Below are 25,422 nucleotides of genomic sequence, written 5' to 3' on the forward strand. Positions count from 1 at the left end.
CGCCGCGACCGTTCGGCAGTCATGCAGGTACGTGCCCATGCCGGGCGTATCGGTCCGGGTGTCGGTACTCAACGCAGCGCTGACCGGATCCATGTGCCGGCTTCCTCGGGGCGCCCATGGGTGTCGATGCCGAGGACGTGGATGATGCCCAACAGGCCCCTGGGGCCGCGCACCTGGAGGGTCCGCTGGGCGTGACTGCCCGGCTGGGGATGGACGATGACGGCGAGCGGGGCGTCGGCGGCCGCGTAGCCGCTGCCGTAGGTGAGGAGCTGGTGGACATCGGCCGCGCCCACGCCGTGGCGGTCGTAGCGCTTGTACTTGGCGTCCACGGGCAGCAGCGTGCGTTGTGCCGTGTCGTGGCTTGGAAGTCCTGGAAGGCTGAGCAGGAGATCGGGCCGGAAGGCCGAGGCGTTGCCCAGGTCTCCGCGGACGGTGATGCCGACGCCGCTTCCGCCGGGTACGGCGTGGCCGCCGTGCGGGCCGACGGCCTCGGTGCCGAGACGGCGGACGACGGCTTCCCAGAGCGCGGGCATCGCGAGCAGGAGACCGTCCGCCGTGGTGCCGTGATCGGTGAGCAGGTCGGTCACACCTCCACCGCGCAGTAGGAGGCGGGCCCAGGTGTGGGCGGGCCGGTAGCGGGCGTTGAGGCGGGTGTAGTGGGTGCGGTCCAGGGTGCGGAGTGCCGCGGCCGGGGTCGGGGCCTGCGGAAAGGCGCCGGCGGCGTTGTGCAGGGCGCGCGCAAGGTCGGGACTGGCGGTCAGGGTGAGAGCTGCCTTCAGCGCGCTCCCCAGAACGCGGTTGTCCCAGATGTCCGCCTCCCGGTCGAAGGTGCGGATGTGCAGCTGGTCCAGTTGCCCGTAGCGGCGGGTGGCCTGGGCGGCGACGTCCAGGCGTCCCCGGAGCACCGGTTCGACACTCCTGTGGCGCACGTAGTCCCGGCGCAGTCCCTCCCGCAGCAGCCGCTCGCACTGGTCGAGCAGGGCGGCGGCGACCAGGTCGGCGTAACCGTCGGGGCCGGTGGCCCACCGCCTGGCCGTCGCCGGGACGGGCGTGCCGAGGGCGTAGGCGAGCCAGCTCATGAGCTGCTCTCCCGGAATGGCGAACTTGGGTGTGATGACCACGCGGACACGGTCCAGGACCAGAACTCCGACGGTCGCGTCGGCCTTGAGCCGCCACCCGGTGCGCTCGCTGGTCAGGGTGAGGCAGCCCCGTGCCTGGAGGGCGTGCAGGCGGTCGACGTCCCGAGGAGTGAGCTGATCGGGTTCCAGCGAGGCGGACTCGTACTCGCCGAGCTGGACCGGCGTGCGGTCAGGCATCCGGGCCGGGAACGCCGCTGGTGAACTCGGTCGCCAGCGCGTCCGCCAGGTCCTGCGGGGGCATGAGGAGCGGACGCCCGGTCTCGGCGTCGACCAGGCCGCCGAGGATACGGTGCAGCAGATCCGCCCGGCCGAGGCAGTAGTCCTCCAGGAGCGGGATCACCTCGTGGTGGAAGGCCGCGGCCAGATCCTCCTCGGTGGCGATCGGCTCACCGTCCCGCATCAGATAGGCGTGCCCTATCTGGTGGTCGGCGTCGAGATGACGGGCGATGCGGGAGTTGAGGGACTCGAAGAACGCGGCCAGGTCCAGAGGGCCGACGGTTCCGGAGACCGCGTCCGGGTCCGGCCCCACGGGAAGGAAGGCGAAGCGGCGGCGAACCGCGGCGTCCAGGTGGCTGATGCTCCGGTCGGCGGTGTTCATCGTGCCGATGACCCGGACGTTCGGCGGTACGGAGAAGCGCCGCTTGCTGACGGGCAGGGCGACGGGCAGGTTCCGCTTGTCGAGTTCGAGGAGTGTGATCAACTCGCCGAAGATCCGCGGCAGGTCACCGCGGTTGATCTCGTCGACGACCAGCAGAAACGTCTGGTCGGGATGGGCGGCGGCCCGGCTGCACAGGCTGTGGAACAGGCCGTCCGTGAGAGCGAGGGTAAGCCCTGGGCCGGTGGCGCTCAGGTCCGGCTTGAAGCCCTCGACGAAGTCCTCGTAGCCGTAGGAGGGGTGGAAGGTGACCATGCTGACACGGTCGCCGTGCAGCATCTCGGCCTGCGCCTCGGCACGTTGACGGGTATCGGCACCGAGCGCGTCCGCACGGCCGTCCAGGGCGAGGGCGGCGCCGAGCGCGAGCCGGGTCTTGCCGGTACCGGGCGGCCCGTGCAGGATCACCTGCCCCTTGCGCTCCAGCGCGTCCAGTACGACCTGCACGTCCTCGGGCAGCGCGACCGGCGGGCCCGCCTGCGCCTGGCCCGTACCCGGGTCGGAGGCAGAGCCGGAGCCGGAGTCGGTGTTATGTGCGGTGAACCTCGCGAAGAGGGACGGGTCGACCTTGGCGAAGGTGGACCGCCACCCGTGCTGGGGCTTCGGCAGTTTCTGTGCGTGGGAGGGGTCCCAGGCCACCGGGACGACGTGGTGGAACTCCGGCCGGTCCGGGTCGTAGCGGTAGCTCCCGTCGACCCTGCCGGTGGCCAGGACCTCGTCCATACCGCGGTTGGCGACGACCCGGTCTCCCGCCTCCAGGTCTCGGAAGGCCAGCAGCCGGCGAGCGAGGGTGAGGCTGGGGCCACTGCTGCGCGGCCAGTGCGCGTCCAGGGCCTGCTTCAGTTCGGTGTCGCTCTGGTACTGGCCGAGATCGCCGAGCTCGTCCCACCCGACGGAGATGAACCCGCCGTCCCGGCATTCCTCCCACAGACGGCCGCGCTCGCCGGGGGCGATCTTCCAGATGGTGCGTTGCCGGGGATTGAAGTGTTTGTACAGGAAGCGCATCACCTCCCGTCCCGTCCAGCCCTCGAACTCCGCACGGCCCTGCACGAGTTCGCGCAGCTGACGGTTCGTGCGCGAGGCGGGGACACCGGCCTGCGCCTCGCCGCCGAGCAGCGTGACGAACGTCCGCAGATGCTCGGCCGCGTAGATCGGCAGGAAGTGCTGCGGGAAGTAGGTCGCCAGGGACTTCGTCACCAACGTCGGCCCGTACCGCAGCACTTCGAGGTCGTCCAAAGCCTCGAAGTCCCCTGCCCCGACGGCATCAAAGGCCCGGACGAACTGTCCGCGCAGTTCCGCCCAGGCGTCCTGCGGGTCCATACCCCTCAGCGGAGCGGCCAGCCGCCATTCGCCGGAGTTGTGGTGGTACATGATGTGCTTCGCGGCACTACCGCCCCTGATGCTGCCCAGATTCGGAGTGAGGAACTCCAGCAGCCGACAGTACGTCGGCCCCGACCCGGGCGGCGCGGCCTGCCCGAGGGCGTAGCGCTCCAGTGGCAGCTCTGCCCACTCCTCCAACGGAAACTGGGACAGCACCTGCTTGCGCTCGTCCTCGGCAACCGACTCGGTGTCCGCCACGGCGGTCCGGTCGAACTCGGCCGCTGCTGTGGGTACATCCACCCCGTTTGTCATGGGGGCATGATGCCGGAACCGGCGGCAACGTCCCTCACCGAGGTCGAGGTTGAGCATCTTCCTCACGCTGGCGGCCCAGGTCGCCGAGGACGAGGACATGCAGTACATCGTCAGCCTCAACTCCGACGACCTTTCCAAGGCGATCCAGCGTGGCTTCAGCGTCGAGGACCGCATCATCGAGCCACGGCTGACGGATGAGAGCGAGGAGGGCGGTTCGGGTTCCGGTTCTGAGCTGATCCGGCCAGGTGGAGCCCTGCCCCCGTGTGTCATGCTGTGGCGGTTTTCGGAAGGGGAGGGTGAGATGACCGAGAACCCGCTGACGCACAAGCAGGCGCTCGCCGCGGTGATCCAGGCGCTGGGAGGCACCTGGGACACCGAACGTGCCGTACTGGCTCTACGAGTCGCCGGGTACCGGCCGGCGGACGACGAAGCCGCGGGCAAGGAGGCCCGCCGCAACCTGCGCGAGCTCGCCCAGGACGGTGTGATCGTGAGGCCGGACCCGGGCCAGGCCGTGTATCGGCCGGCGTAGTCGCCGCCGCAGGGCTCCGGCACTGACCCGTCAAGGGACGGCGGGCTCCTGGAAGCCGTTCGTAGTGATGTGGGCGATGGCTGACGGGTGACTGGTCAGCCACTCGCCGCACACCCGCCACCTGGGACAGGTGCCGTCGCTGAACTCGGGTCGCACTTCCGCGACGAGCTTGTGGTCGCAGTCGCCGCGCGAGGCCATGGAGCAGATCACATCGCCCTGTTGCTCGATGGCCGGTACGTATGGATGGATCGAAAGGATCGGAGAGCGCATCTCCCGCGCTGCTGAATGAGGCATGGCGCGGAGGGTAACAACGCGGCTTCGCCGACCGCTTACGCCGCTCGGCGGGTACGGCTCCACGCCCCAGCGGTCGGCGCTTGGAAGCCCGTTGCCGCGTCGGCGCCGTTAGCCTGTGGGCATGTCGGAGCGTGTCATACCCGGTCGTACGGACGGCCTGATCACCCTGGGTGCCGCGGACGCTCTGTGGGTCGATCTGACGGCCGACAGTGCTGTGCCGACGGCTTCTGGGGCATTCACCCGCTCTCCTGCCCATGCACGGGTGGGGTACGTCCTGCTCGGCGGCCATGTGGTGGTGACGGTGAGGGCGAGCGACGGTCAGTGGAGTGTGCCGGAGGTCGCGGTGCGCCGGGCGGCGGCGGAACTGAACGCGGTGGGGATGGATCGGCGGGACCTGGTCCGCGTCGGTCCGTTTCGTGGGGCGCCGAGGCAGCAGTGCGACGAGGAGACGACGCTGCGTTGGCGTCGGCGCATCACGGGGGAACTTCGGGAGCCGGGCGGCCCCGAGCGGGCAGCACGACGTGACCTTGGCCGGCCGTCCCATCTGGCGGGGATCGACTGGCGACTGATGCTCGTGGAGCAGACCCGCGACGGGACGCAGCGGACGTGGTGGCTGCCGCGCGCCGTGGTCAGGCTGCTCGACGCGGCCGAGCACGCCGAAGCGCGGTGGGTGCAAGCCGCGCGGACCCGCCGCGCAGGCGCAGCCGCCACCGAGCCGCCCTCCCACCCCCGGCGGGCCCGAGACGCCGACGGTCGGCAGACGACGAGCCCCGAGGGTCCCACCGCCTCACCGCGCCCGTACAACGCAGAGCTGGAAGGCCAGCTGTACTCGGTGCTCAGCAGGAAGCCCGGTACCTCCCGCAGGGTGGCCGGGTGGGCGTGCGCCGTCTGCCGCACCGCGCCCGCCGCGGTCCTCGACCACTGCCACGAACACGGCTACGTCCGCGCCCCCGTCTGCCAGTCCTGCAACACACTTGAACGTCCGGACCACCTGTACAGCAACGACATCCGGGTGGCGAACCGCTACACACGCCTCTTCCACACCGACACCGACGACTGGCTTCGCCACTGGCACCGCTGCCCAGGCTGCCGCGCCCGCACCACCCTGCCCCTGCCGCACCTCGCCGCATGGACCGCCCACATAGCCTGCCGATCGCTGCGCCCGACCCACCGAGCCCTCCGCGGGCGCACGCCGTGCGGTGTTCTGCGCGTGTCCTGGACGGGCAGTCAGAACGCCCCCCGTTCCTGTCTGCTCACCGTCGCCGTCGACTGCTGCCCCTCCGGCGAGCACCGTGTGCTGGCGCGCGTGCCCTACCGCGAAGCCGTCGACCGGTTTCGCATCTGGTTGGCCGAGACGACCCCTGCCGTGGCCGCCGCGGCCGGTCCTGACCGCGTGGACGGCCTCCCCGCCCAGTCCCGGCCAGTCATCGCGGACACCAGCGGCGAGGGCCTGGCACTGTTCTGAGCGGGCACCGGGAGACCTGACACCCCAACGTCACCCCGCAGCCACCGGCCCCTGGCCCCCGAGACGGTCACCCCGCACGCCCGGCGAAACGCGCGGCAGAGTTCTTGCCGAGACTCCTGCAGAAGGCCCCAGCGTTCATACCGGGGGTGAACGCTCGATCCGCGCCAACGTCGGCCGGCTCAACTCCGCCCGTTGGTCTCAGGCTGCCGGCACTGGGTTGGCACTCGCGGGGGGACCATTCCGTGGGCCATTAAGAGGTCATCTCATTTGGCGAGTCTGCGATAGCAGATGAGGGTGCAGGCGGCGATGTTGGTCACACCCGCTCAGCCCACCGAAGTGTTCTGTGTCGCCTCGCGTGCTTCGGTGAGGGCGCGCTGCCTGAGGTTGCCGCCGAACAACTGCATCGTGGTGGCGGCCAGGATGTCATCCCTGCCGATGGTACTGCGGGCGGGCAGGGCCCGGAGGGAATCCTTGAGGAACGGGGGTGGGGCCGGTTCTCCCGACATCACTAGGGTGACCGTAGCGAAACGTTTGACCCCGCCCTCGCGGACGACCATGGCCGCGTCCCGGGCGAGGTCCGTCAGGAACACGCTCGCGATTCCGTCCAGGTCGCGGACCATCGCCGGGACGGCCGTCGCCCCCTGGCTCCGCAGCAGCTTCTTGACCCCTGCCTCGAACCTGTGGGCGCCGACCACAGCACTCGGTTTGCGCGACCTGCTGCGCTTACGAGAAGGCACGATGACGCCCTCGGCGTCGTACATGACACCGGTCAGGCCTTGAAACGTCGGGCTGTGGTCGTACCACTTGTTCCCTACCTCGAGCTCGACGTTGCGGTCGATCGCCGCGAGAAGGTCCCCGGGAATCAGCTTCTTCCGGGCCTCCGCCGCCGCCGCTCTCCTCGCGCCGTCGATGATCTCCGTCAGCACTGTCCGCGTCACCGACGCGGCGGCCCACGCGGCCGACCGAGAGACGTGCATCGAGGTCACGTCCCTGAACACCGCTTTGACGAGAGAAGGCTTGAACGGCGAGACATCCATGACCGAGGCGGTCTCGGGACCGGTGCACCCAGGGCGTGCGGGCTGTGCGGTCATTGGAAGAAACGCTCCCTGCTGTCGGAGTTATCAGAGGCCCACACTTCACCACGCAGACCCGCTCTCTTCCTCCATCCTCCGTCGAAGCGGCACCCGGTCAACGGCCTGACGGGCACATCTCGACGGCCGGGCCGATGATTAGCCACCTCCTGCACGCCCTCGTTCCATGGCACCTGCGTCCCCGTGCGGCTACACCCCGTTCTCCCTGGCCCCTGCCACCGAGGAGGAGCGGCCGGTGAAGCGCACGCAGGACGACAAGGGAGGGCTTGCGTCGTCGTCGCCCGCGGCGCGAGCGGATCGGCGGGATGCCCTTCACCAGCGGGATCAGGGCCCGGCTGTCATGCAGGTTGGCCTCGGAAATCCCGACGGATATGGGCAGACCTGACCGTTCCGTGATCAGGTGGATCTTCGAGCCTTAATTGCCCCTGTCGACAGGATTCGGACCTGTCAGGTCTCCCTGGGCCCGCATGTTCACCGAGTCGATCACGCAACGGGACCAGTTCAACTCGCCGCGTGCGCCCAGTTCGTCGAGGACCAGGCGGTGGAGCTTGGCCCACACCCGGGACTTCGACCACTCCGTGAAACGGCGGTGGGCCGTCGCCTCCGACGGCCCGAACGACGCCGACGGCACCTGCTGCCAGGTACAACCCGACGTGGCTACGAACACAATCGCGGCCAGCACCTCCCGGTCACCGTACCGACGCCGGCCACCCCCCTGAGGTCGCGACGGCGCCTCCGGTACCACCCGCTGGCATCCCGGAGTTCGCTGAACTCCTCGCCGACACCAGGCAGTCGGCCGCCCATCTGGAGATGAGGGACGCCTACTTCACCAACCCCCGCTTCGAAGCCTGGCAGGGCGGCCGGCGCGTCGACTGGGACGACCGGGGTTCCTGGTGGCGTCCCTACCACCAGAACATCGCGGACGCTGTCGCCCGCGGCGTGCATGTGCGGCGCGTCAGGTCGTGTCCGAGCCGGTAACCGACTACATCGCGTGGGAGCACTACCAGACCCGCGCCAACGTGGAAGCCAGCGAGGAGGTGCGCTGGCTCCCCCGGCACCACGGGTGGGACCTGCTCGTCCCGGGCACCGACCTGTGGATCTTCGACGGACGGCTGATACGCAGCCTGGAGCGCAGAGCACCTCGGCTCAAGCCACAGCTGTACACCTCCCGGGCCCGAGCGGAACAAAGCCGTTACCGCACACTGGACCTCGGCCGCCCGGGGATCGTGCTCGTTCACCGGGCGAGTGCCAAAGGGCTGGGCTTCGACACCGTCGTGATTTGAGTTCGGTTCCTGTCGTGGTGAGGCCGCTGACGAGGGATGTTCGAGGATCACGGGGGTACACGTCGGCATGTCGGCGCGACAACGGCCCGTCGGCGACGCACGGTCTGGCGCCGAGAGCTGATGGGTCATTAGGAGAGTCGGCGACGGGTGAGTGTGAGCCCTGAAACACCCGAGGCCAGCTGACCGAACATACGAATCGTTGTACGCTCCGGAGACCGCCCTTGACCAGCGATAAGCAGGCAGGGAGCAGACAAGTCGGGAGTACCTCCATGCTGCGCACCATGTTCAAGTCCAAGATCTAGCTATTTGGCGTCGCCGCAGGTCAGGGGCATCATGTGCCCCCCTCGGGTCAGCAAAGGGTCAGCACGCGTCGCAGTCGTGTCTCCGCTTGCTGACCTTCGACCCGCAGCGCGGCGCCGGTGTATGGATCTCGGTGCTGGAACGGATGGTGTGTTAGATGGCCCGACAGCTCGCCCGCGGCATGGGGTCCTTCTTCAAGGACTGCGGCTGCACGAAGCCCACCCGCTGCCCTCACCCGTACTCGATCCGTTTCAGGGACGCGCTCGGCAAGCAGCGCGAGGAGTCCGGTTACAGCACGCAGGACGATGCGATCGAGCGCCTTACTCAGCTCTACGCGGAGAAGAGGACGACGGCGCCGTCCGTGGCGGCTGCCCGCCGCGAACTGGGTCAGCAGACGGTCGAGGAGTACGCAAAGCAGTGGCGGCCTCGGCAGCGCAAGATGACGGAGTACTCCACGGGCGAGCACGTCGACAGCTCGATCAATGTGCACATCGTTCCCCGCCTCGGATCACGAAAGCTGAACTCGGTCACACCGATCGTGGTCGAGCGCTTCCTGGACGAGATGGAGAGCGACGGGGTCGGCCGAGGGAACCAGGTGAACATATTTCGCGCCCTCAAGACCGTCCTACGAGACGCCTATGCCAAGGGGGCCATGGCGGACGACCCGGTGAAGGGTGTCCAGGAACCGGAGTACGTCCGGCAGAAGGTGGCTATCCCGTCTCTCGCCTATGTGAAAAAGGCGCTGCTCGTCGCCGACGAGGACCTCGCGCTGGAGATCGCCATGATGGCGGGATGCGGCCTGCGAAACGGCGAGGCGCGGGCGGTGAACGTCAACAATGTCGTGGCGCGGGACGTCTACCGGGTGCGTGAGCAGATCCATTCCAACACGCTGAAGCCGGCAAAGCTGAAGCACCGCAAGGTGGGGGAGTTCAGGGAGGTTCCTCTGCCGCGGTCGGTCCGGGAGACGATCGAGCGCTACGAGGCCAAACTCGGCACCACGAACGACGGCTACCTGCTGCGTGGCCCGGGCGGCTATTTCACGGAAGGCATGGAGCGGCGCCGTGTGAAGAGGCTCTTCGCGAACCTTCCGGCGGAGGAAGGGGTGGGGATGTACGGCTTCCGGCACTACTTCGCCTCGAACGCTCTCGGGAACGGGATCCCCATCACCGACGTAGCGGAATGGATGGGCCACAAGTCCATCGAGGAGACGTACCGGACCTACCGGCACCTGATGCCGGGGAGTATCACCAAGGCCGCTCGGATCCTGGATGCCGGTCTTTGGGAAGTGGCCTGAGGAGTCGTACGGAAGGCGGAGGGCCCTTCGGTAGAAGAGAAGATGATGAGCATTTTCATGGGTACCTCCTGATGAGATTAACAGATGAGCCCCTGGCCGGTGTTCTTGCAGTTCATGTACCGCGTCCACCCCCAGTTCGCGGCCTTCGTCGAGCGGATCCGTGCGGGCGCCGTCGGCGAGGTCCGCAGCGTGGAAGCCGCACTGTCCTTCGTCCTGGAAGATCCTGCTGACATCCGGATGTCGGACGAACTGGGCGGCGGGGCACTCCTGGACCTCGGGTGCTACATCGCCGACGCCGCCAACCTCGTGTACGGCGGCCTCCCTGTCACGGGCTCCGCCGTCAGCCACCGCGGTGACTCCGGCGTAGACCTCCACACCTGTGCCGTTCTCGACTACGGCCGTGGCAGGACCGCCCAGCTCTCGGCGAGCTTTCTGCTCCCCTGGCACGACTCACGGCTGGTGGTCCGCGGAGACAAGGGCAGCCTCAGCCTTGACCACTGCTTCAACCCCGGTACGGGAGAAGGTCGTCTGACCCTGCTGACGGCGGACGGGCACCGGGAACTGACCACCTACGCGGGCGTCGACATGTACGAACTGATGGTCGACCGCTTTGTCCACATGGTGAGTGGGCGCGGGGAAAGTTACGTCACTCTCGACGATTCCGTGGGCGTGCAGCAGGCGCTGGCGCTACTCACCACGCCGCGCACCGATCGGTGACGCGACACCCAACCGTCTTCACTCCGGTAAGGAGATTGATATGCGAAAAGACGACCGACTTCTGACCGCGTCAGTGCATCCGTTCGAGCTCACGGACCGACGCCGCGACAACCAGGCCCTGAACCTCGAGGAGTACCAGCAAGGGGCGGTCAAGCTGCGCAGCCGGCCGCTGGCTCTGTTCGTTGAGCTCACCGAGAACTGCAACCTCAAATGCCCGATGTGCCGCTTCGGGGAAAAGTATGACCCGGCCCTGAACATGGACGAGCAAATGTTCGACCGGCTGGCCGACGAACTCTTCCCGTACGCGCATCTGGTGGACGTCCGCGGCTGGGGCGAGTCCACCATGCTCAGCGGCTTTGGGGACATGGTGCTGCGCGCCCTCGAGCATCAGGTCCGGGTCCGGGTCGTGACCAACGGCCAGATCAACCGGCCCGCCGTCTGGGACGCCATGATGCGGGGGCAGGGCATCGTCACCGTCTCGTGCGACGCCGCCTCGCCCGCCCTGTTCAAGAAGTTGCGGGGCGGCGGAAGCCTGGAGCGGCTCGAAGCGACCTGCCGCGCCCTCGTGGAGGCGCGCGACCGCTACCAAGTCCCGCGCGACCATGTGAACTTCAATGTCGTCTCCAGCATGGACAACCTGGACGAGCTCGCCGACATCGTGCGGCTCGCGAGCCGGCTGGACATTCCGCTCCTGGTCATCCACCCGCTGGTTGCCGCTGCCGACGACCCCTCCCACCTGCGCCAGGACCTGGGCCGGACGCGCGAGGCGTACGCCGAGGCGGCCGAGGCCGGCCGCGAACTCGGCGTCGTCGTGCAGCTCGGTGCCGCGCCGGACCCTTCTCTGGCGCTGCCGGAGATGGTCCGCAAGCCGGCCTGCATGCACCCGTGGAGCTATGCGTACATTCGCTACAACGGGGACGTCGGATTCTGCGACCACCTGATCGGCAACGGCGAGTACACCCTCGGCTCCCTGCGCGAGAACACCTTCGAGGAGATCTGGAACGGCGAGGCGTGGCAGTCGCTGCGCCAGGCTCATGTACAGGGTGAGATACCCGATGCCTTCGCCCCGTGCCGCTACACCTACGCGCAGCGCTACATCGACTTCGAACACCTGGTACATCCCGACCGGGCGGAGATGATCGTGAGCAGCGCCACCCACGCCGAGGTCACACGGACCCGGGATCCCCGGCAGGTGCCCGTGGTGCCGTTCGGTCTTGAGCCCACGCCAGAGGTACTGGTACCCACGGCCATGCTCTCCGAGAGGCTGCGGCAGCTGCCCGGTTCACCGCGTTCGTGAGCGAAAAGACTTAGGGTAGGAGCTACACCGTGAATGAAATCGAGAAACTCCTCGGCGGCTTCATAAGTGGCGTGGTCCTGGTGGACGGCACGGTGCGACGTAGTCCGACCGGGAATTCCGGTTTCGTCAACCGCCTGCTGCAGCACTACGAAGCGAATTCCTGGAACGGCGCGCCCCGCTACCTCGGTAGAGACGAGGAGGGCCGGGACACGCTCAGCTATGTCCAGGGATATGTGCCCTGGCAGGGCGGCAACCCCGCGGTCGCCTCCTCCGCGGCCTTGACCGCGCTTGCCCGCCTGGTCCGCGCGGCCCACGACCTCACGGCAGGCCATCCTCTGGCGGACGGGCATGAGGTGGTGTGCCACAACGATCTGTCACCCAAGAACACGGTGTACCGCTCCACGGATGAACCACTGGAGCCCATCGCTCTCATCGACTGGGACCTGGCGGCACCAGGTCGGCGTGTCCATGATGTGGCGCATCTGTGCTGGCAGTACTTGAGCCTCGGTCCCGGCACGGATCCGGTATGGGCGTCCGGACGGATCCGTGAGGTCGCGGATGCCTACGGTCTGGCATCCGCCGACCGCCAGGAGCTGGTACCAAATGTGGCCGCGTGGCAGGAACGCTGCTGGTGGGGTATCGAGAGCGGAGCCGCCGGCGGAGATGCGGCCTTGATCAGTTTGCGTGAGGCGGGCGTCCCGGAGGAGATTCGGGCCGCACATGCCTGGGTGACGCACCATCAGCAGACCCTGGAGGCCGGCCTCGCGGCCAACTGATTTGTGCAGGACGTCGCTTCCCGCTTCTCCGCCCTCGTCAGGGCCGGCGGGAGCCGGTGACGTCCGTCTGCTCTGGTCGTTCGGTTCCTCCGCGTCCGCCTGACGCGCCACGCGGACGCCCCATAGATATCCGATTGCACGGACGAAGACAGTGACCGGTCCGTGGAATCGGACTTGATCTGCTCGGTCGTGCCCGGCTCGGCCCGCTCGCGGCTTTGGTCGCACCGTTTTCCGCCGACATCCGGCACCCAGATAAAAGGAGTTGCATATGCCAAATGAGCGCCCTCAGACCGTCCTTGTCCTCGGTGGGGACGGATTCTGCGGCTGGCCCACTGCTCTGGACCAGTCTGACCGGGGTCGCAATGTCGTCATCGTCGACAACCTCAGCCGCCGCAAGATCGATGCTGAACTTGGAACGGCCTCGCTGACCCCGATCCAGAGCCCGGAGCGACGGCTGGAGACATGGCGTGCCTTGTCGGGCCGGACCATCGACTTTGTCGAGCTGGATGTTTCGGCGGACGTCGAGGCTCTGAGCGGACTCCTGGACAAATACCGGCCGGACGCCGTTGTCCACTTCGCCGAACAGCGCTCCGCGCCCTATTCGATGCTGTCCTCGACGCATCGAACCTACACGGTGCGTAACAACCTGATGGCGACTCAGAACCTGCTTGAGGCAACTCGCCTCTCAGGGGTGCCCACGCACATTGTGCACCTTGGGTCGGTGGGGGTGTACGGCTATTCGTCGAAGGACTGGACGATGCCGGAGGGCTATCTTGAGGTCACCGTCCCGTCATCTGCGCACCCGGACCGGAAAGTGGAGATACTGCATCCCTTCGAACCGGTTTCTATCTACCACCTCAGTAAGTGCATGGATGCGCAACTGTTCGAGTTCTATGCCCGGTACGACAACCTCCGGATCACCGATCTGCACCAGGGTGTCGTCTGGGGAACGCAGACCCGATTGACGAGCCAGAGTGATCTTCTGGTCAACCGTTTCGACTACGACTCCGTCTGGGGCACCGTGGTGAACCGTTTCCTCATGCAGGCGGCGCTCAATCACCCCCTGACCGTATACGGCGTGGGCGAGCAAACTCGCGCGTTCATCCACCTCGAAGATGCCGTGAACTGCGTCAACCTCGCCCTGGAGAACCCGCCGGCGCCGGGTGATCGGGTGCGGGTCCGCAATCAGGTGGCCGAGTGCCTGCGGGTGCTGGATGTAGCCACCGTGATATCGGATCAGACTGGTGCTGAGATTTCCTACGTGGACAATCCGAGGAACGAGGAGGCGCAGAACACCCTCAGCGTGACCAACGAGAGCTTCTCGGAGCTCGGTTTCACCCCCACCCTTCTGCGCGAGGGGATCTGGCGCGAGTCGGTGGAGATCGCGCAGCGGTTCCGCGCCGATGTCGATCTCGATCGAATCCTGCCCGCGCGGCCCGGTGAGCACGTGGGGGAACGCGCATGAACGGCATGCGGCAGGACGTAGTGGCGGAATTTTCTGCGGTGGACACTGATTTCCTTGAGCGTGCCCGGCGGGCCACAGGCGATCCGGCCGAGCATGACCGGCTGTTCGGTGAGGCCGAAATCTTCGGCCAGATCGAAGTGCGTCAGCCGAGTAATGCCGTCTCGAAACATGACGGGCCAGTACGGATAGGCGCGTGGAACGCGGAGCGCTGCAAGTACGTCGGGGCAAGCGCGCAGCTCATCAGGGAATCGGGCTGCGATGTCGTGCTGCTGTCCGAGATGGACGTGGGCATGGCCCGTTCCGCCAATCTGCACACACTGCGCGCACTGGCCGAAGAGCTCGGTTTCGGCTATGCGTACTGCGCGGAGTTTCTTGAGCTGGGCATGGGCAATCAATCCGAGCAAGTCGAGTTCGCTGACGAGCGCAACCTGGTCGGAATCCATGGCAATGGAATTCTGTCCCGTTTCCCTTTGTCGGAACCGCTGGTCGTGAATTCCCCCGCACAAGGCCTGTGGTACTCACTGGACTGGCACCACCGCCGGATCGGTGGTCGGCGGGCTCTGTTCGCAACCGTCGCTGTCGGTACGGAACGGATCAGGGTGGGCAGCGTCCATCTGGAGAGCCTGTCCGATCCCGACACGAGGTCCGCGGAGCTTTCGGCGCTCGTCGACTCGACCGATTCGACGTTGCCCACCGTCATCGGCGGCGATTTCAACACAGCAGACGTACCCGATGAGGAAGCGCCGGACGACTGGTTCGCCAAACCTGGTCACCACGAGCCGCTGTTCGACGTGTTCGCAGCGGCGGGTTTCGACTGGCTGGACTGCAACTCGGCGGTCCCGACTCGTCGCACCCTGGGCAACGGCCTGCCCCGCGCCCCGCACCGCAGGATGGACTGGCTTTTCCGGCGCGGCCTGGCCGCACGAAATCCCCTGTGCCGACCTGCGGTGAACTCGGCCAGCCATCCCATCTCCGACCACGAACTCGTCAGCGCTGACTTCCTGCACGGGCTACCCGACGACCGTGGCAGGGCTCGCGAGTGGTGACGACGAGGCCTTGCGAGCCCGTCGGCGCGTGAAGGAGACCGCGGTGCGAAGTGCACCCGCGAGTTGCACGACGTCCGGTGAGGTCAGACGCGCGGGCCTCGTCCCCCGCCCGTCCGGTTGATCAACGCTTCACCCCATCGGTGACGCAGGGTGTATGACACAGTCGAAAGAGAGCCCAACGGTGACCAACATTCCGGTCCACACACTCAACGACGGAACGGCGAGCCCGGCGATCGGTCTGGGTACCTGGCCGATGACAGACGCGGAGGCAGAGGAGGCGGTGGCCGGAGCCCTCGGCATGGGCTACCGCCTCGTCGACACGGCGACGAGCTACCACAACGAGACCGGCGTCGGCCGCGGTATGGCGCGCAGTGACGTCCCTCGCGAGGAGATCGTGGTGACGACGAAAGTCCCCGGCCGGCACCACGGATACGAGGAGACCCTGGCCTCCTTCGAGGCGTCCCGCGCACGGCTCGGCGTGGAGTACGTGGACCTGTACCTGATCCACTGGCCGCTGCCCCGCGTCGACAAGTACGTCGACTCCTGGCGGGCCATGATCAAGCTCCGCGAGGACGGCCTGGTCCGCTCGATCGGCGTCTCGAACTTCACTCCCGAGCACATCGAGCGGCTGGAGAAGGAGACCGGCGTCCTGCCGTCCGTCAACCAGATCGAACTGCACCCCTACTTGCTGCAGGACGGCCTGTGTGCGTTCCACCAGGCCAAGGGCATCCGCACGGAGAGCTGGAGCCCTCTGGGCTGCGGCAAGCACCTGCTGGACGAACCCAAGATCATCACCGTTGCCGAGGACCTCGGAGTGACCCCGGCCCAGGTGGTCCTGCGCTGGCACACCCAGCTTGGCGCGATTCCCATCCCCAAGTCCGCGAGCTCCGAGCGGCAGCGCGACAACCTCGATATCTTCGGCTTCACTCTCAGCCCCGCCCAGATGCGGTCCGTCGCGGACCACGTCCCCCGGCGGCTGGGCGGGGACCCGGAGGTCTACGAGGAGTTCTGAGTCCGCGGCGGAGTACCCCCGGAGCCCCGCGGGACGACCGGGAGTGCTCGCGCACTGCGCGCCGCGGTTCGAGGACGCGCCGAATCCGGTCTGTCCGTTCGAGTGATCGCACCGTCGACGGCGGCACCACGATTGCCCGCTCGGGCGGCGAGAAGGCCGGATGGACCTGCGTCTCGCCCTGGACTGTATTAAGCGAGCTCGGCGGGATACGGACGGTTGGGGACCGGCTTTGTGGAGATGGGGTCCCGAACTCAGCAGCGCGCTTCGAACGATCCGACCGGCCAGCTCGGTGAGGACCTGCGTTTCCTCGGGCTCGGCTCGCTGCTGCGAACTCCCGACTTTTGCCGTCGGTCTGTCCGCAACCGTCCTGACCTGCAGCGATCGCCTGAACGTTCCCGTAGTGGCGGGTGTGCGTTCCAGAGCGATCTCCTGGCCACCCGCTGACCTGCGGCGATGGAGTTTTCTACAAGCCCCGATCAAGACTGTGATCCGAGGTGTCGGATCCAGAGGAGACCGGCGCATAATTCGAGTCCGGCCTGGTAGCTTTCAGGCTTTTTGTCGTAGCGGACAGCGAGGCCGCGCCAGTCCTTGATCTTGTTGATGGTGCGTTCGACGCTGTTGCGGAGCTTGTACAGCTGCTTGTCCCAGGTGACGGGCCGTCCGCCGCGTGAGCCGCGGTTCTTGCGGTGGGCGGCCTGATCCTTCTTCTCGGGGATGACCGCCTTGATCCCACGTTTGCGCAGGTGGGATCGGTTCTGGCGGGACGAGTACGCCTTATCGCCCGCGACTGCGTCTGGCCGGGTGCGGGGCCGGCCGACCGGGCCGGGGACGCGGATCTTGTTCAGGACGGGGATGAACTGCGGACTGTCCCCGGCTTGCCCCGCAGTGATCCTGAGCGAGAGGGGCAGGCATTGCGGCACACAGGACAGGTGCGTCTTGGTGGTCAGACCGCCGCGGGAACGTCCCAGGTCGGCGGCGGCGAGTCGGGCCTTGCGGCGACGCCTCACGCGTCGTCGTTCTTCCCGCTCCGGGTCCAGTTGCCCGTCTTGTTCCTGGCCGGCGCCCCTTTTTCCGCGGCGGCCTTCTCCAACGCGTCCAGGGTCCCGGGCTCCACGATCATCCCGGCAGCATCATGATGGGCCCGGACCGTGGTCGAGTCAACGCTGACCAGCGACAAGTCCACCAGGCCCCGCTTCGCCGCCTGGGCGATCGCACCCTGGAACACCGCGGTGAACACCCCGGCATCCCGCCACTGCCGAAACCGGCCGTAAATGCTGGACCAGTGCCCGAATCGTTCGGGCAGCTCCCGCCATTTCGCCCCGTTCCTGAACCGCCACACGACGCCCTCGAAGTGCGCCCGCAGGTTCTCCGGGTACGGCCCGTACTCACCGACCGGCAGAAACGGGGAGACGAACTCCCACTCGGCATCCGAAAGTTGAGGTCGAGACACCCCACCGTTTTACTCCAAGCGCCCCGGCACTCCCAGGCCGGGGCCTACTAGATCACAACTCCACACAGGCCCTAGTACTCCAGCAGTACTTCGTGGCTTGACCTGGGGAAACGTCGAGCGGTGGGAGTGTAGCGGGCGGGAAGTCGTCACGGACGGCTTCTGCCCGCACGCCCCTCGAAGGAGTGCCCCCGACGTCGGTAGTGGCAGCGGCGGGCCACCGCTTGGCGTCGTCGGCGCCAGTGCGACCAGCTCAACACGTGAGTGAGGGTGTGAAGGTCTCGGGGTGTGTGAGCTGCCAGGAGTCGTCGCACTTCTGCCACGGTGAGCTCGATGACCACGGCATCCTCACCAGTGGATCCCCTTTTTCGGCTGCTCGCGCGCTCATCGCAACGAGGAAGGTGTGGGCGAGCATGGCCAGGGTGATGTGCCGGTACCAGCCGACGTAGCGGCGGACTTCGTACTCGTCCAGGCCGCACTCGTTCTTCGCTGCCTGGAAACACTCTTCGATCGCCCACCGGGCGCCGGCGACGCGCACCAGTTCGTCCACACCGACATCCAGCGGTGCGTAGCCGAGGTAGTAGGCGATTTCGTCCGGCCGACTCAAGCTGCGCCGTGCCAGCGCCCACCGTCGACGGATCAACACGCCGTCCTGGTGGTCGTACTCGGACACTGGGCGCAACTGGACGGCTGCCCAGTCGTATTCGCGCTGTCCCTTCGCGCCCGCGCCGCAGGAACGGCGTTCCCATGCCTGGTCGGGGGCCTGCTCGAAGGCCTTGTCGATGCGTGGGCCGGCCAGGGAGAACTGGGACTTGGGGACGGCGAGGACGTAGCCGACGCCGGATGTTTCCAGCATCCGGCGGAAGCGGTTGTCCTGTCCGTAGGCGGCGTCCGCCGTGACCCAGGCGACCGGCAGCGGCGAGGCCAGCGCCCTGCGGACGATCGTCGCCGCGAGGGTGTTCTTGGTGGCGAACTCCCGCTCGTCGGGGACCTTGGCGGCGCGGCAGCGGTCACGGTCGTCCGTCCAGGACTTGGGCAGGTAGAGCTCCCGGTCCACCAGGGCGCGGCCGGCTGTGGTGGTGTAGGCGGCGAAGACGCCGATCTGGCAGTTCTCGGTGCGGCCGGCGGTGCCGGAGTACTGCCTTTGGACTCCGGCGGATGTAGTGCCCTTCTTCAGGAACCCGGTGTCGTCGATGATCAGTACACCGTCGGGGCGGCCGAGGTGTTCGGCGACGTAGGTCTGCAGGTCGTCGCGGATGTCGTCGGGGTTCCAGCGGGCTCGGGAGAGCAGGTGCTGCAGTCCGTCTGGGGTGGCGTGGCCAGCGTGTTCGGCAAGTTGCCAGCTGTTTTTTCGGGCCACCGGGGCGAGCAGTGCGCGCACGTAGTCCCGCATGTGGCGGCGTGGTTCGACACGGCCGAAGTGGCGCCCGATGGCGGTGAAGAGGTGGTCCAGGTCGCGGTCCCAGGTCTCGGCTGCCTGTTCGGTGATCACGACCCGAGGCTTCCCAGGCCCGGGGCGACCTTGCCGTCGGGGGCACTCCTTCGAGGGGCGTGCGGGCAGAAGCCGTCCGTGACGACTTCCCGCCCGCTACACTCCCACCGCTCGACGTTTCCCCAGGTCAAGCCACGAAGTACTGCTGGAGTACTAGTCGTGGGCCAGTACGGTGCTTGGCTCGCCCATGATCAACAGCCTGGCCTCTTCGGAGAGCGCCCGCGCCATGCTGACGATCTGCCGGGCGGCGGCTGGGAGTCTTCCGACGGCCTGGCCCACCGGTATCTCACCGTGACTGAGGCGGGTGAGGACCTCCTTGGCGAGGCGGCGCTTCTCTGCACGGCGCACGCCCCCCGGCCCTGCGGGCTCGCGGCCGAGGCAGTTGTTCTCGGCCACCGACATGTCCGGGACCATGTCGAGTTCCTGGTAGAAGGTGGCGATGCTGGCCTTCATGGCCGCCCGGGGGCCGGTGAAGGACACCGGCTCGCCCCGCCAGACGATCTCCCCGGCGTCGGGCTGGTGGACCCCGGAGAGGATCTTGATCAGGGTGGACTTCCCGGAGCCGTTCTGCCCTAGACGAGTCATTCCGAATGCTGACGGTGTGTCCGGGAACGCAGACAGGGCGTCCAAGATCGTTGTGTGACGAACAACCTGGACGCCCTGCTGACCGCACTGTACGTGAAGATCGACGACGAGATCGGGGGTACCCGGTGGCTGGGCCGGCCGCCGCGGCTGACGGATTCCGAGCTTGTCTGCCTCGCTGTCGCGCAGGCGTTGCTGGGCTTCACCTCGGAGTCGCGGTGGCTGCGGTTCGTGGACTCCCGCCTGGGCGGGATGTTCCCGTACGTGCCCAGGCAGCCGGGCTGGAACAAGCGGCTGCGGGCTGCGTTGCCGTTGGTCAAGAAGGCGATACGGCTGCTGGCCGTCGATACGGACTTCTGGTTCGACAACCACTGGATCGTCGACTCGACGCCGGTGGAGTGCGGTCGCTCGCGTCCGACGGTGAAGCGGTCGGACATGGCCGGCTGGGCCGGATACGGGTACTGCGCCAGTCACAGCCGGTTCTTCTGGGGCCTGCGCCTGTTCCTGGTGTGCACCCCGACCGGGATGCCGATCCTGTGGGCTCTGGCGACCCCGAAGTTGGATGAGCGCGAGGTACTGACCGCGATGCTCGACCGCGAACCCGAGACGGTCACGAACCGGCCGGGGCTGCTGGTGATCTCCGACAAGGGTTTCGCTTCCAGGGAGTTCGAGGCCGATCTGGCCCTGAGGGGCGCTGAGTTGCTGCGGCCGTCGTTCAAGCGCGAGAAGAAACGCAAGGGCGAGTCCCTGCTGAAGTCGGTGCGGCAGTTGATCGAGTCGGTCAACGACACCCTCAAGGGCCAGCTCGACCTGGAACAGCACGGCGGCCGGACCTTCGAAGGCGTCGCCGTCCGCGTCGCCCAGCGCGTCCTCGCGATGGCTGCTGCGATCTGGCACAACCACAAGACCGGCCAGCCGGTCCTACGATCCCTCATCGCCTACGACCACTGATCACATCGGAATGACTCGTCTAGGAGACAGTGCACCTCGCTGGACCGGAGGGTCAGTTCCACTCCGTCCACGGCACGGACGCCAGGCAAGCCCTTCACCACGCCGGGGGTGTCGTCTGGCGGTGTGCCCGGCGGATTCGTTCATGTGAATCTCCCGTAAGCGAGTTCGCTGGCGAGGACGGCCGCGCCGACAACTCCGGCGCGGGATCCCAGTTCGGACCGCACGATGCTGAGGTTTCCCGTCGCCAGCGGCAGGGACCGTGCGTAGATGACCGCGCGGATCTCGGCAAGCAGGGTGGGTCCGAGTTCGGCAAGCCCGCCACCGATGACGATCATCGAGGGGTTCATGAAACTGACGAGTCCAGTGAGCACCCTGCCGACTCTGCGGCCTCCCTGTCTGATCAGGTTGGTGCAGATGACGTCACCGGCGGCGGCGCAGTCCGCGATGTCCCGGGAGGTCAGCCGGCCCGTGGCGGCGAGCCGTTCAGCCAGCGCGGGAGACTCCCCGGCGCGGGCGGCGGCCTCGGCGTCACGCACCAGGGCGACACCGCCGAAGTACGCCTCCAGGCAGCCTCTGTTGCCGCAGGCGCAAACCGGTCCGTCGTCCTCGATCTGGATGTGGCCGATGTCGCCGGCGCTGCCGTCGGCACCCCGGTAGATCTCCCCGCCCACCTGGACGCCGCAGCCGATGCCACTGCCGATCTTGACGAAGAGCAGATCCGGGGTGCGCTGGGCGACGCCGCTGTGGTGTTCCCCGAGCACCATGACGTTCACGTCGTTGTCCACCACGACCGGGCAACCGACCTCCTTGGCGAGCAGGTCGCGGACCGGGAACCGGTCCCAGCCCGGCATGATCGGCGGGGACACGGACACTCCCTCCCGGAAGCTCACCGGTCCGGGCAGTCCGATCCCGAGCGCGTCCAGCCGGTCCACGCCGCCCTGCGCGCGCAGCTTCGAGAGCGTCTCGGTCACCCGCCGCAGCACCACCTCCGGGCCGAGCCGGATGTCACTGGGTTCCTCGGCCGAGGCGACAGGCATGAGCCGACCGTCGGTGATCTCGACGTCGACCGAGCTGACGCCCAGGTCGACGGCGGCGAACCGGATTCGTGGATCCAGCTCGACCAGGGTCGAGCGGCGACCCCCGCGGGACGCCGCCGGACCGGCCTCGACCACCCGCCCGGCTTCGATCAGCCGGTCCACCACGCCCAGCAGCCGCGGCCGGGGGACGTCCAGTCCGGTGGCGAGCTGAGCCCGGGAGAGCGAACCGTGATCACGCAGTCGGGTGAGCACGTCGTACTCGATACCCATGCCCCCACCTCGTTCGTAGGTCCTGTTCACGGACAGAACGCTAGACCCTTTGACGCGATCACCCGAGTCTTCGGTCAACACCTCGGATACTTTCGGCGAATCAATCAGAAGTCCTCGGTCGGTGGATCACCACCCATGCTCCCGGGCACCCTGTGAACAGGGTGCCCGGGAGAACTTCACGGGGAGAACGCCGTACCCTGGCTAGCTCTTGAGCGCCTTCGCGTCGCGCACCAGCGCGGCGGATACCTCGGAGTTCTTCACCAGTTTCCGGTCGGAGGAGGCGGCGATGAACTTGTCGAGCGCCTTGTTCGCCTGTGCCCCGTGGCCGGCCTGCGTCAGAACGCGGGCCTGTTCGATGCGCAGGACGAGCCGTACGGCGCCCTCGCCGGTGATCAGCCGCTTGCTGTGGAAACGCTTGACGAGCGCCTTCACATCGGCGAACGAGGTACCGGTGGTGAACTTCACCGTTCTGCTCGCCGCGTTGCCCGCCGTGTCCTTGCCGGTGACCACGAGTTCGTGCGCGCCGAGCGGCAGCCGCCACAGGTCCAGCGGCCCCGCGGAGACCTGCTGCCCGTCGAGTGCCGCCGTGGCGGTCGCGCCGCCGGACACGGTGTCGGCGGCGCCGAAGGCGAGTTCCGGCCGCGCCGAGTCGCCGTGGTTCGTTCCCTCCGTCAGACCGGAGGCCTCCACGGTGGGACCGCTCTTGTCGATCTTCACAGTGATGCTGCCGGTCTCGGAGACGTTGCCGCCGTTGTCCGTCGCCCGGTACAGCACCGTGGTCGCGCCCTCTGCGGCGAGGGTGACGGCGTTGTTCGCCGCCGCCCAGGTGGTGCCTCCGTCCACCGAGTACTGGCGGCTGCTGACCGTGCCGTTGTCGGTGGCGGTGACAGTGAGGCCGACGTTGGAGGTGTACCAGCCGCCGGTGCCGTTCGGCTCCGCCGGGCTGAGCGACGCGGTGACATTCGGCGCGGCCCTGTCGGCCACACCGTCGCCGACGAAGGTGAACGCGTCGACGCTCACACCGCCCGACGAGGTGACGTACAGCTTTCCGGTACCGGCCGGAGCGTCCGACAGCGAGGAGGTGACGGTCTGCCAGCCGTCACCGGCCGGGATCCCCACGGTCTCGAAGGGCTCGGCGTCCGGGGAGTTCCAGCGCAGTTGGAGTGTCCCGGCGCCGTTGGCGGTGGTCTGCACCGTGTCGATCCCGGACAGGTTCACCGGGTCGTACGCGATCCAGTCGCCCTCGTCGAAGGAGGTCACCATCCGCGCGCCCGAGGCGCCGTCGTCGTCGGTGATCGTCACACCGCTGACGGTGTCCGCATGCTCGGCCTCCATCTGCTTGGGGTTGAGGACGACCTGGGTCTCACCGGTGGCCGCCGGGACCCCGTTCGCGCCCCTGTCGGTGTAGGTCATGCTCAGGACACCGAAGACGTTCTCGGTCTCGCCGTGTCCCTCGTCGGTGGGAGTTACCACCGCTCCGGCGCAGCCGGTGCCGTTGTTGAGCGGGTGGGCGTGCTCGTTGTGGCCAATTCCGAAGGTCCAGGCGGCCCTGGCACAGTCGATCGCGGAGCCGTCCTCGGGGTCGTCGACGTTGATCGCGTACGGGACGGCGTCGCCCCAGGAGAAGAAGCCTCCGTCGGTAGGGGAGGCGAGTGTCACGGTGGGCTCGGTGTTGCCGACCGTGATCTGGCGCGAGGTGATCGCGTACCGGCCCTGCGGGTCGGTCACCTTCAGCCGTGCCTGGGTCTGGCCGTTGTCGGTGTAGGTGTGCTCGGTGGTGGACCCGGTGGCGTCGAAGGTGCCGTCGCCGTCGAAGTCCCACTGGTACTGGAGCGCGCCGCCCTCCGGGTCGGTGGAGTCCGCTCCGGAAAACCTCACGTCGAGGGGGGCCTGGCCGGAGGCGGGCGATGCCGTCATCCGGGCGGTGGGGGCCTTGTTGCCCTCGGCGTAGTCAACGCGGTAGAGGCCCGCGTCCGGGTTCTGCCGGAAGAACCCGTCACCGTAGTCGAGGACGTAGAGGGAGCCGTCCGGACCGAATTCCATGTCCATGGGGTTGTCCCACACCGGCTGGGCAGCCTGGGACAACGAGGCGTTGGGCAGGAAGTTCTCGAGCTTGCTGACGGGACCGTCGGGGCCGTCGAGCGTGAAGGCGGCCACGTAGTCCTGGGAGAACTCGCCGAAAAACGCCTTGCCGTCCCAGTACTCCGGGAACTTGGTGGTGGACGGGTTGTCGGCGTCGTAGTCGTAGACGGGACCGCCCATCGGGCCCTGGCCGCCTGCGGAGCTGAAGCCGGTCAGCTCGGGCCAGGGCTGGTCGGTGTCCCTGTCGCCGTACCAGAGGGTGGCCGGGACGGCAGCGGGCAGTTCGGTCAGACCGGTGTTCAGACGGGAGTCGTTGACCGGGGCCGCGCAGTCGTAGGCGTCACCAGGGGTGAGCGTCGCGAAGTCGAAGTCTCGGTACGGCTGGGAGTTGTCGCCGGTGCAGAACGGCCAGCCGCTGTTCATCGGCCTGCTGGTGGTCTGCCACTCGACGTAGCCCATGGGACCGCGGTTCGGGTTGGCGGTGCCGGCGTCAGGGCCGTAGTCGCCCCAGGACACGGCGCCGGTCGTCGCGTCGACGTCGATCCGGAACGGGTTGCGCACACCCATGACGTAGATCTCCGGGCGGGTCTTCTCGGTCCCCTCCGGGAAGAGGTTGCCGTCCGGGATCGTGTACCCACCGTCGTGCCCGGGGTGGATCCGCAGGATCTTGCCGCGGAGGTCGTTGGTGCTGCCGGCGCCGCGGCGGGTGTCGAGGCCTGGGTTGTAACCGGGGGCGTCGTTGGTCGGCGCGTAGCCGTTGACGTTCGGGCCGGCGGCCGCGGTGTTGTCGCCCGTCGACAGGTACAGGTTGCCGTCGGCGTCGAAGTCGACGTCACCTCCCACGTGACAGCACTGGCCGCGCTCGACGTCGACGCGGATGATCTCCTGCTTGCTGGACAGGTCCAGCTGCCCGCCCGTCCACTTGAACCGTGCCAGTTGGTCGTAGCCCTTCCACCGGTCCCAGTACGACTCGTCCTCACCTGCCGGCAGTGTCAGCGGCGCGGCTCCGGCCGGGGTGGCCAGCGGCGGCGAGTAATAGAGGTAGACCCACTTGTTCTCGGCGAAGTCCGGGTCCAGCGTGACGGTCTGGAGCCCCATCTCGGAGTTGTTGTACACGTCGACGTGGTTCACCACGCGGGTTACGCCCGTCGAGGGGTCAGTCATCCGCAGATCGCCGTTGCGGGCGGTGTGCAGCACTCGGCTGTCGGGCATGACTGCGAGGTCGATGGGCTCGCCCACGGTCTTGGTCAGGGTCGTGCGCTCGTAGTGGGACCAGTCGAGTGCCGCGTCGGCACCCTCGTGGCCCTCGTGCGACTCGGCGGCCGGTGCGGAGAGGCCGGTGAGCCCGAGCGCGGGCAGGACCACGAGGGCGAACCCCGCAGTCCAGCGTCTCAGGGTACGGTGCATCACGATGTGTCTCCTCTGCTCGTCAGGCGGTCAGGAGGTGCTCACCGGGGCCGGGCCGCCGTCCCACACCGTGTCGGCGGTGCGGGTAACACGGCTGGTCCGGCCATCGGTGTACGGGAGGTCTTCAGCGCGTCGGCCGCGTTCGGGGGCCGGCCTCGCGAT

The 25,422-nt window shown here is 67.8% G+C and carries 18 protein-coding genes and 3 pseudogenes; 11 read left to right on the top strand and 10 right to left on the bottom strand.

The genetic code is table 11. From position 1 onward, the window contains the following. Window positions 1-68: 68 nt before the first annotated feature. A complete protein-coding gene (locus OHN74_RS37985) occupies window positions 69-1,316 on the bottom strand; it encodes an McrC family protein (protein WP_327699093.1) in 1,248 nt (415 codons plus the stop codon). Then, entirely contained in the window at window positions 1,309-3,423 is a 2,115-nt protein-coding gene (locus OHN74_RS37990; protein WP_327699094.1) for an AAA family ATPase, read from the bottom strand. The genes OHN74_RS37985 and OHN74_RS37990 overlap by 8 nt, the downstream gene beginning before the upstream one ends. A gap of 49 nt (window positions 3,424-3,472) precedes the next feature. Between OHN74_RS37990 and OHN74_RS37995 the strand changes: the two genes are divergently transcribed. Further along, window positions 3,473-3,952: a DUF2326 domain-containing protein gene (locus OHN74_RS37995; protein WP_327699095.1), complete on the top strand. Its 480-nt coding sequence runs from the start codon at window positions 3,473-3,475 to the stop codon at window positions 3,950-3,952. Between the two features lie 30 nt (window positions 3,953-3,982). Here the strand turns inward: OHN74_RS37995 and OHN74_RS38000 are convergent, their stop codons facing one another. Further along, window positions 3,983-4,246 carry a hypothetical protein gene (locus OHN74_RS38000; RefSeq protein ID WP_327699096.1) on the bottom strand — a complete coding sequence of 88 codons (264 nt, stop codon included), beginning with the start codon at window positions 4,244-4,246 and terminating at the stop codon, window positions 3,983-3,985. A 121-nt stretch (window positions 4,247-4,367) separates the two neighbouring features. Here OHN74_RS38000 and OHN74_RS38005 point away from each other — a divergent pair, with 121 nt between their 5' ends. Further along, window positions 4,368-5,711 (top strand): endonuclease domain-containing protein, encoded by a 1,344-nt coding sequence (locus OHN74_RS38005; RefSeq protein ID WP_327699097.1) that lies wholly within the window; start codon window positions 4,368-4,370, stop codon window positions 5,709-5,711. 323 nt (window positions 5,712-6,034) lie between these two features. Here the strand turns inward: OHN74_RS38005 and OHN74_RS38010 are convergent, their stop codons facing one another. Together OHN74_RS38010 and OHN74_RS38015 are read right to left on the bottom strand one after the other, a co-directional pair. Then, window positions 6,035-6,802, bottom strand: a complete 768-nt coding sequence (locus OHN74_RS38010) for a hypothetical protein (RefSeq protein WP_327699098.1) — start codon at window positions 6,800-6,802, stop codon at window positions 6,035-6,037. A 139-nt stretch (window positions 6,803-6,941) separates the two neighbouring features. Continuing rightward, window positions 6,942-7,547, bottom strand: a pseudogene (locus OHN74_RS38015) (IS5 family transposase); the annotation flags it as partial. Between the two features lie 65 nt (window positions 7,548-7,612). Here OHN74_RS38015 and OHN74_RS38020 point away from each other — a divergent pair. The 8 genes and pseudogenes from OHN74_RS38020 (at window position 7,613) to OHN74_RS38055 (ending at window position 15,992) form a co-directional block, all read left to right on the top strand. Beyond that, a pseudogene (locus OHN74_RS38020) lies at window positions 7,613-8,085 on the top strand (DUF6879 family protein). A 457-nt stretch (window positions 8,086-8,542) separates the two neighbouring features. Next, entirely contained in the window at window positions 8,543-9,679 is a 1,137-nt protein-coding gene (locus OHN74_RS38025; protein WP_327699099.1) for a tyrosine-type recombinase/integrase, read from the top strand. 84 nt (window positions 9,680-9,763) lie between these two features. Further along, on the top strand, window positions 9,764-10,396 hold the full coding sequence (locus OHN74_RS38030) for a Gfo/Idh/MocA family protein (RefSeq protein ID WP_327699100.1): 633 nt from the start codon (window positions 9,764-9,766) through the stop codon (window positions 10,394-10,396). A gap of 40 nt (window positions 10,397-10,436) precedes the next feature. Beyond that, window positions 10,437-11,693: a radical SAM protein gene (locus OHN74_RS38035; protein ID WP_327699101.1), complete on the top strand. Its 1,257-nt coding sequence runs from the start codon at window positions 10,437-10,439 to the stop codon at window positions 11,691-11,693. Between the two features lie 29 nt (window positions 11,694-11,722). Then, window positions 11,723-12,469 (top strand): phosphotransferase family protein, encoded by a 747-nt coding sequence (locus tag OHN74_RS38040; RefSeq protein WP_327699102.1) that lies wholly within the window; start codon window positions 11,723-11,725, stop codon window positions 12,467-12,469. A gap of 268 nt (window positions 12,470-12,737) precedes the next feature. Further along, complete coding sequence (locus tag OHN74_RS38045; RefSeq protein ID WP_327699103.1) at window positions 12,738-13,934, top strand: NAD-dependent epimerase/dehydratase family protein; 1,197 nt, start codon at window positions 12,738-12,740, stop codon at window positions 13,932-13,934. After that, window positions 13,931-14,980, top strand: coding sequence for an endonuclease/exonuclease/phosphatase family protein (locus OHN74_RS38050; protein ID WP_327699104.1), 1,050 nt, complete (start codon window positions 13,931-13,933; stop codon window positions 14,978-14,980). The genes OHN74_RS38045 and OHN74_RS38050 overlap by 4 nt, the downstream gene beginning before the upstream one ends. Before the next feature lie 181 nt (window positions 14,981-15,161). Further along, a complete protein-coding gene (locus OHN74_RS38055) occupies window positions 15,162-15,992 on the top strand; it encodes an aldo/keto reductase (protein WP_327699105.1) in 831 nt (276 codons plus the stop codon). A 476-nt stretch (window positions 15,993-16,468) separates the two neighbouring features. Here OHN74_RS38055 and OHN74_RS38060 read toward each other — a convergent pair. From OHN74_RS38060 to OHN74_RS38070, 3 genes and pseudogenes are all read right to left on the bottom strand, one after another. Further along, window positions 16,469-17,442 (bottom strand): annotated as a pseudogene (locus OHN74_RS38060) (IS5 family transposase). Between the two features lie 250 nt (window positions 17,443-17,692). Next, window positions 17,693-18,931 carry an IS701 family transposase gene (locus OHN74_RS38065; RefSeq protein ID WP_443060497.1) on the bottom strand — a complete coding sequence of 413 codons (1,239 nt, stop codon included), beginning with the start codon at window positions 18,929-18,931 and terminating at the stop codon, window positions 17,693-17,695. Between the two features lie 153 nt (window positions 18,932-19,084). Next, window positions 19,085-19,516, bottom strand: coding sequence for an ATP-binding cassette domain-containing protein (locus tag OHN74_RS38070; RefSeq protein WP_443060508.1), 432 nt, complete (start codon window positions 19,514-19,516; stop codon window positions 19,085-19,087). Window positions 19,517-19,570: 54 nt separating this feature from the next. Between OHN74_RS38070 and OHN74_RS38075 the strand changes: the two genes are divergently transcribed. Further along, entirely contained in the window at window positions 19,571-20,464 is an 894-nt protein-coding gene (locus tag OHN74_RS38075; RefSeq protein WP_327694926.1) for an IS982 family transposase, read from the top strand. Window positions 20,465-20,604: 140 nt separating this feature from the next. Here OHN74_RS38075 and OHN74_RS38080 read toward each other — a convergent pair whose 3' ends face one another. Both OHN74_RS38080 and OHN74_RS38085 read right to left on the bottom strand, forming a co-directional pair. Then, window positions 20,605-21,771 carry an ROK family transcriptional regulator gene (locus OHN74_RS38080; protein ID WP_327700412.1) on the bottom strand — a complete coding sequence of 389 codons (1,167 nt, stop codon included), beginning with the start codon at window positions 21,769-21,771 and terminating at the stop codon, window positions 20,605-20,607. A 201-nt stretch (window positions 21,772-21,972) separates the two neighbouring features. After that, a complete protein-coding gene (locus OHN74_RS38085; RefSeq protein ID WP_327700413.1) occupies window positions 21,973-25,260 on the bottom strand; it encodes a PQQ-dependent sugar dehydrogenase in 3,288 nt (1,095 codons plus the stop codon). Window positions 25,261-25,422: the final 162 nt, after the last annotated feature.

This window comes from Streptomyces sp. NBC_00459, from assembly GCF_036013955.1.
Classification (GTDB): Bacteria; Actinomycetota; Actinomycetes; order Streptomycetales; family Streptomycetaceae; genus Streptomyces.

Excerpts from the sequence above, each read along its gene's own strand:
- OHN74_RS37985 (WP_327699093.1), bottom strand. The coding sequence starts at position 1,316 with ATGCCTGACCGCACGCCGGTCCAGCTCGGCGAGTACGAGTCCGCCTCG.
- OHN74_RS37990 (WP_327699094.1), bottom strand. The coding sequence starts at position 3,423 with ATGACAAACGGGGTGGATGTACCCACAGCAGCGGCCGAGTTCGACCGG.
- OHN74_RS38000 (WP_327699096.1), bottom strand. The coding sequence starts at position 4,246 with ATGCCTCATTCAGCAGCGCGGGAGATGCGCTCTCCGATCCTTTCGATC.
- OHN74_RS38005 (WP_327699097.1), top strand. The coding sequence starts at position 4,368 with ATGTCGGAGCGTGTCATACCCGGTCGTACGGACGGCCTGATCACCCTG.
- OHN74_RS38010 (WP_327699098.1), bottom strand. The coding sequence starts at position 6,802 with ATGACCGCACAGCCCGCACGCCCTGGGTGCACCGGTCCCGAGACCGCC.
- OHN74_RS38025 (WP_327699099.1), top strand. The coding sequence starts at position 8,543 with ATGGCCCGACAGCTCGCCCGCGGCATGGGGTCCTTCTTCAAGGACTGC.
- OHN74_RS38030 (WP_327699100.1), top strand. The coding sequence starts at position 9,764 with ATGAGCCCCTGGCCGGTGTTCTTGCAGTTCATGTACCGCGTCCACCCC.
- OHN74_RS38035 (WP_327699101.1), top strand. The coding sequence starts at position 10,437 with ATGCGAAAAGACGACCGACTTCTGACCGCGTCAGTGCATCCGTTCGAG.
- OHN74_RS38045 (WP_327699103.1), top strand. The coding sequence starts at position 12,738 with ATGCCAAATGAGCGCCCTCAGACCGTCCTTGTCCTCGGTGGGGACGGA.
- OHN74_RS38050 (WP_327699104.1), top strand. The coding sequence starts at position 13,931 with ATGAACGGCATGCGGCAGGACGTAGTGGCGGAATTTTCTGCGGTGGAC.
- OHN74_RS38070 (WP_443060508.1), bottom strand. The coding sequence starts at position 19,516 with ATGACTCGTCTAGGGCAGAACGGCTCCGGGAAGTCCACCCTGATCAAG.
- OHN74_RS38080 (WP_327700412.1), bottom strand. The coding sequence starts at position 21,771 with ATGGGTATCGAGTACGACGTGCTCACCCGACTGCGTGATCACGGTTCG.
- OHN74_RS38085 (WP_327700413.1), bottom strand. The coding sequence starts at position 25,260 with ATGCACCGTACCCTGAGACGCTGGACTGCGGGGTTCGCCCTCGTGGTC.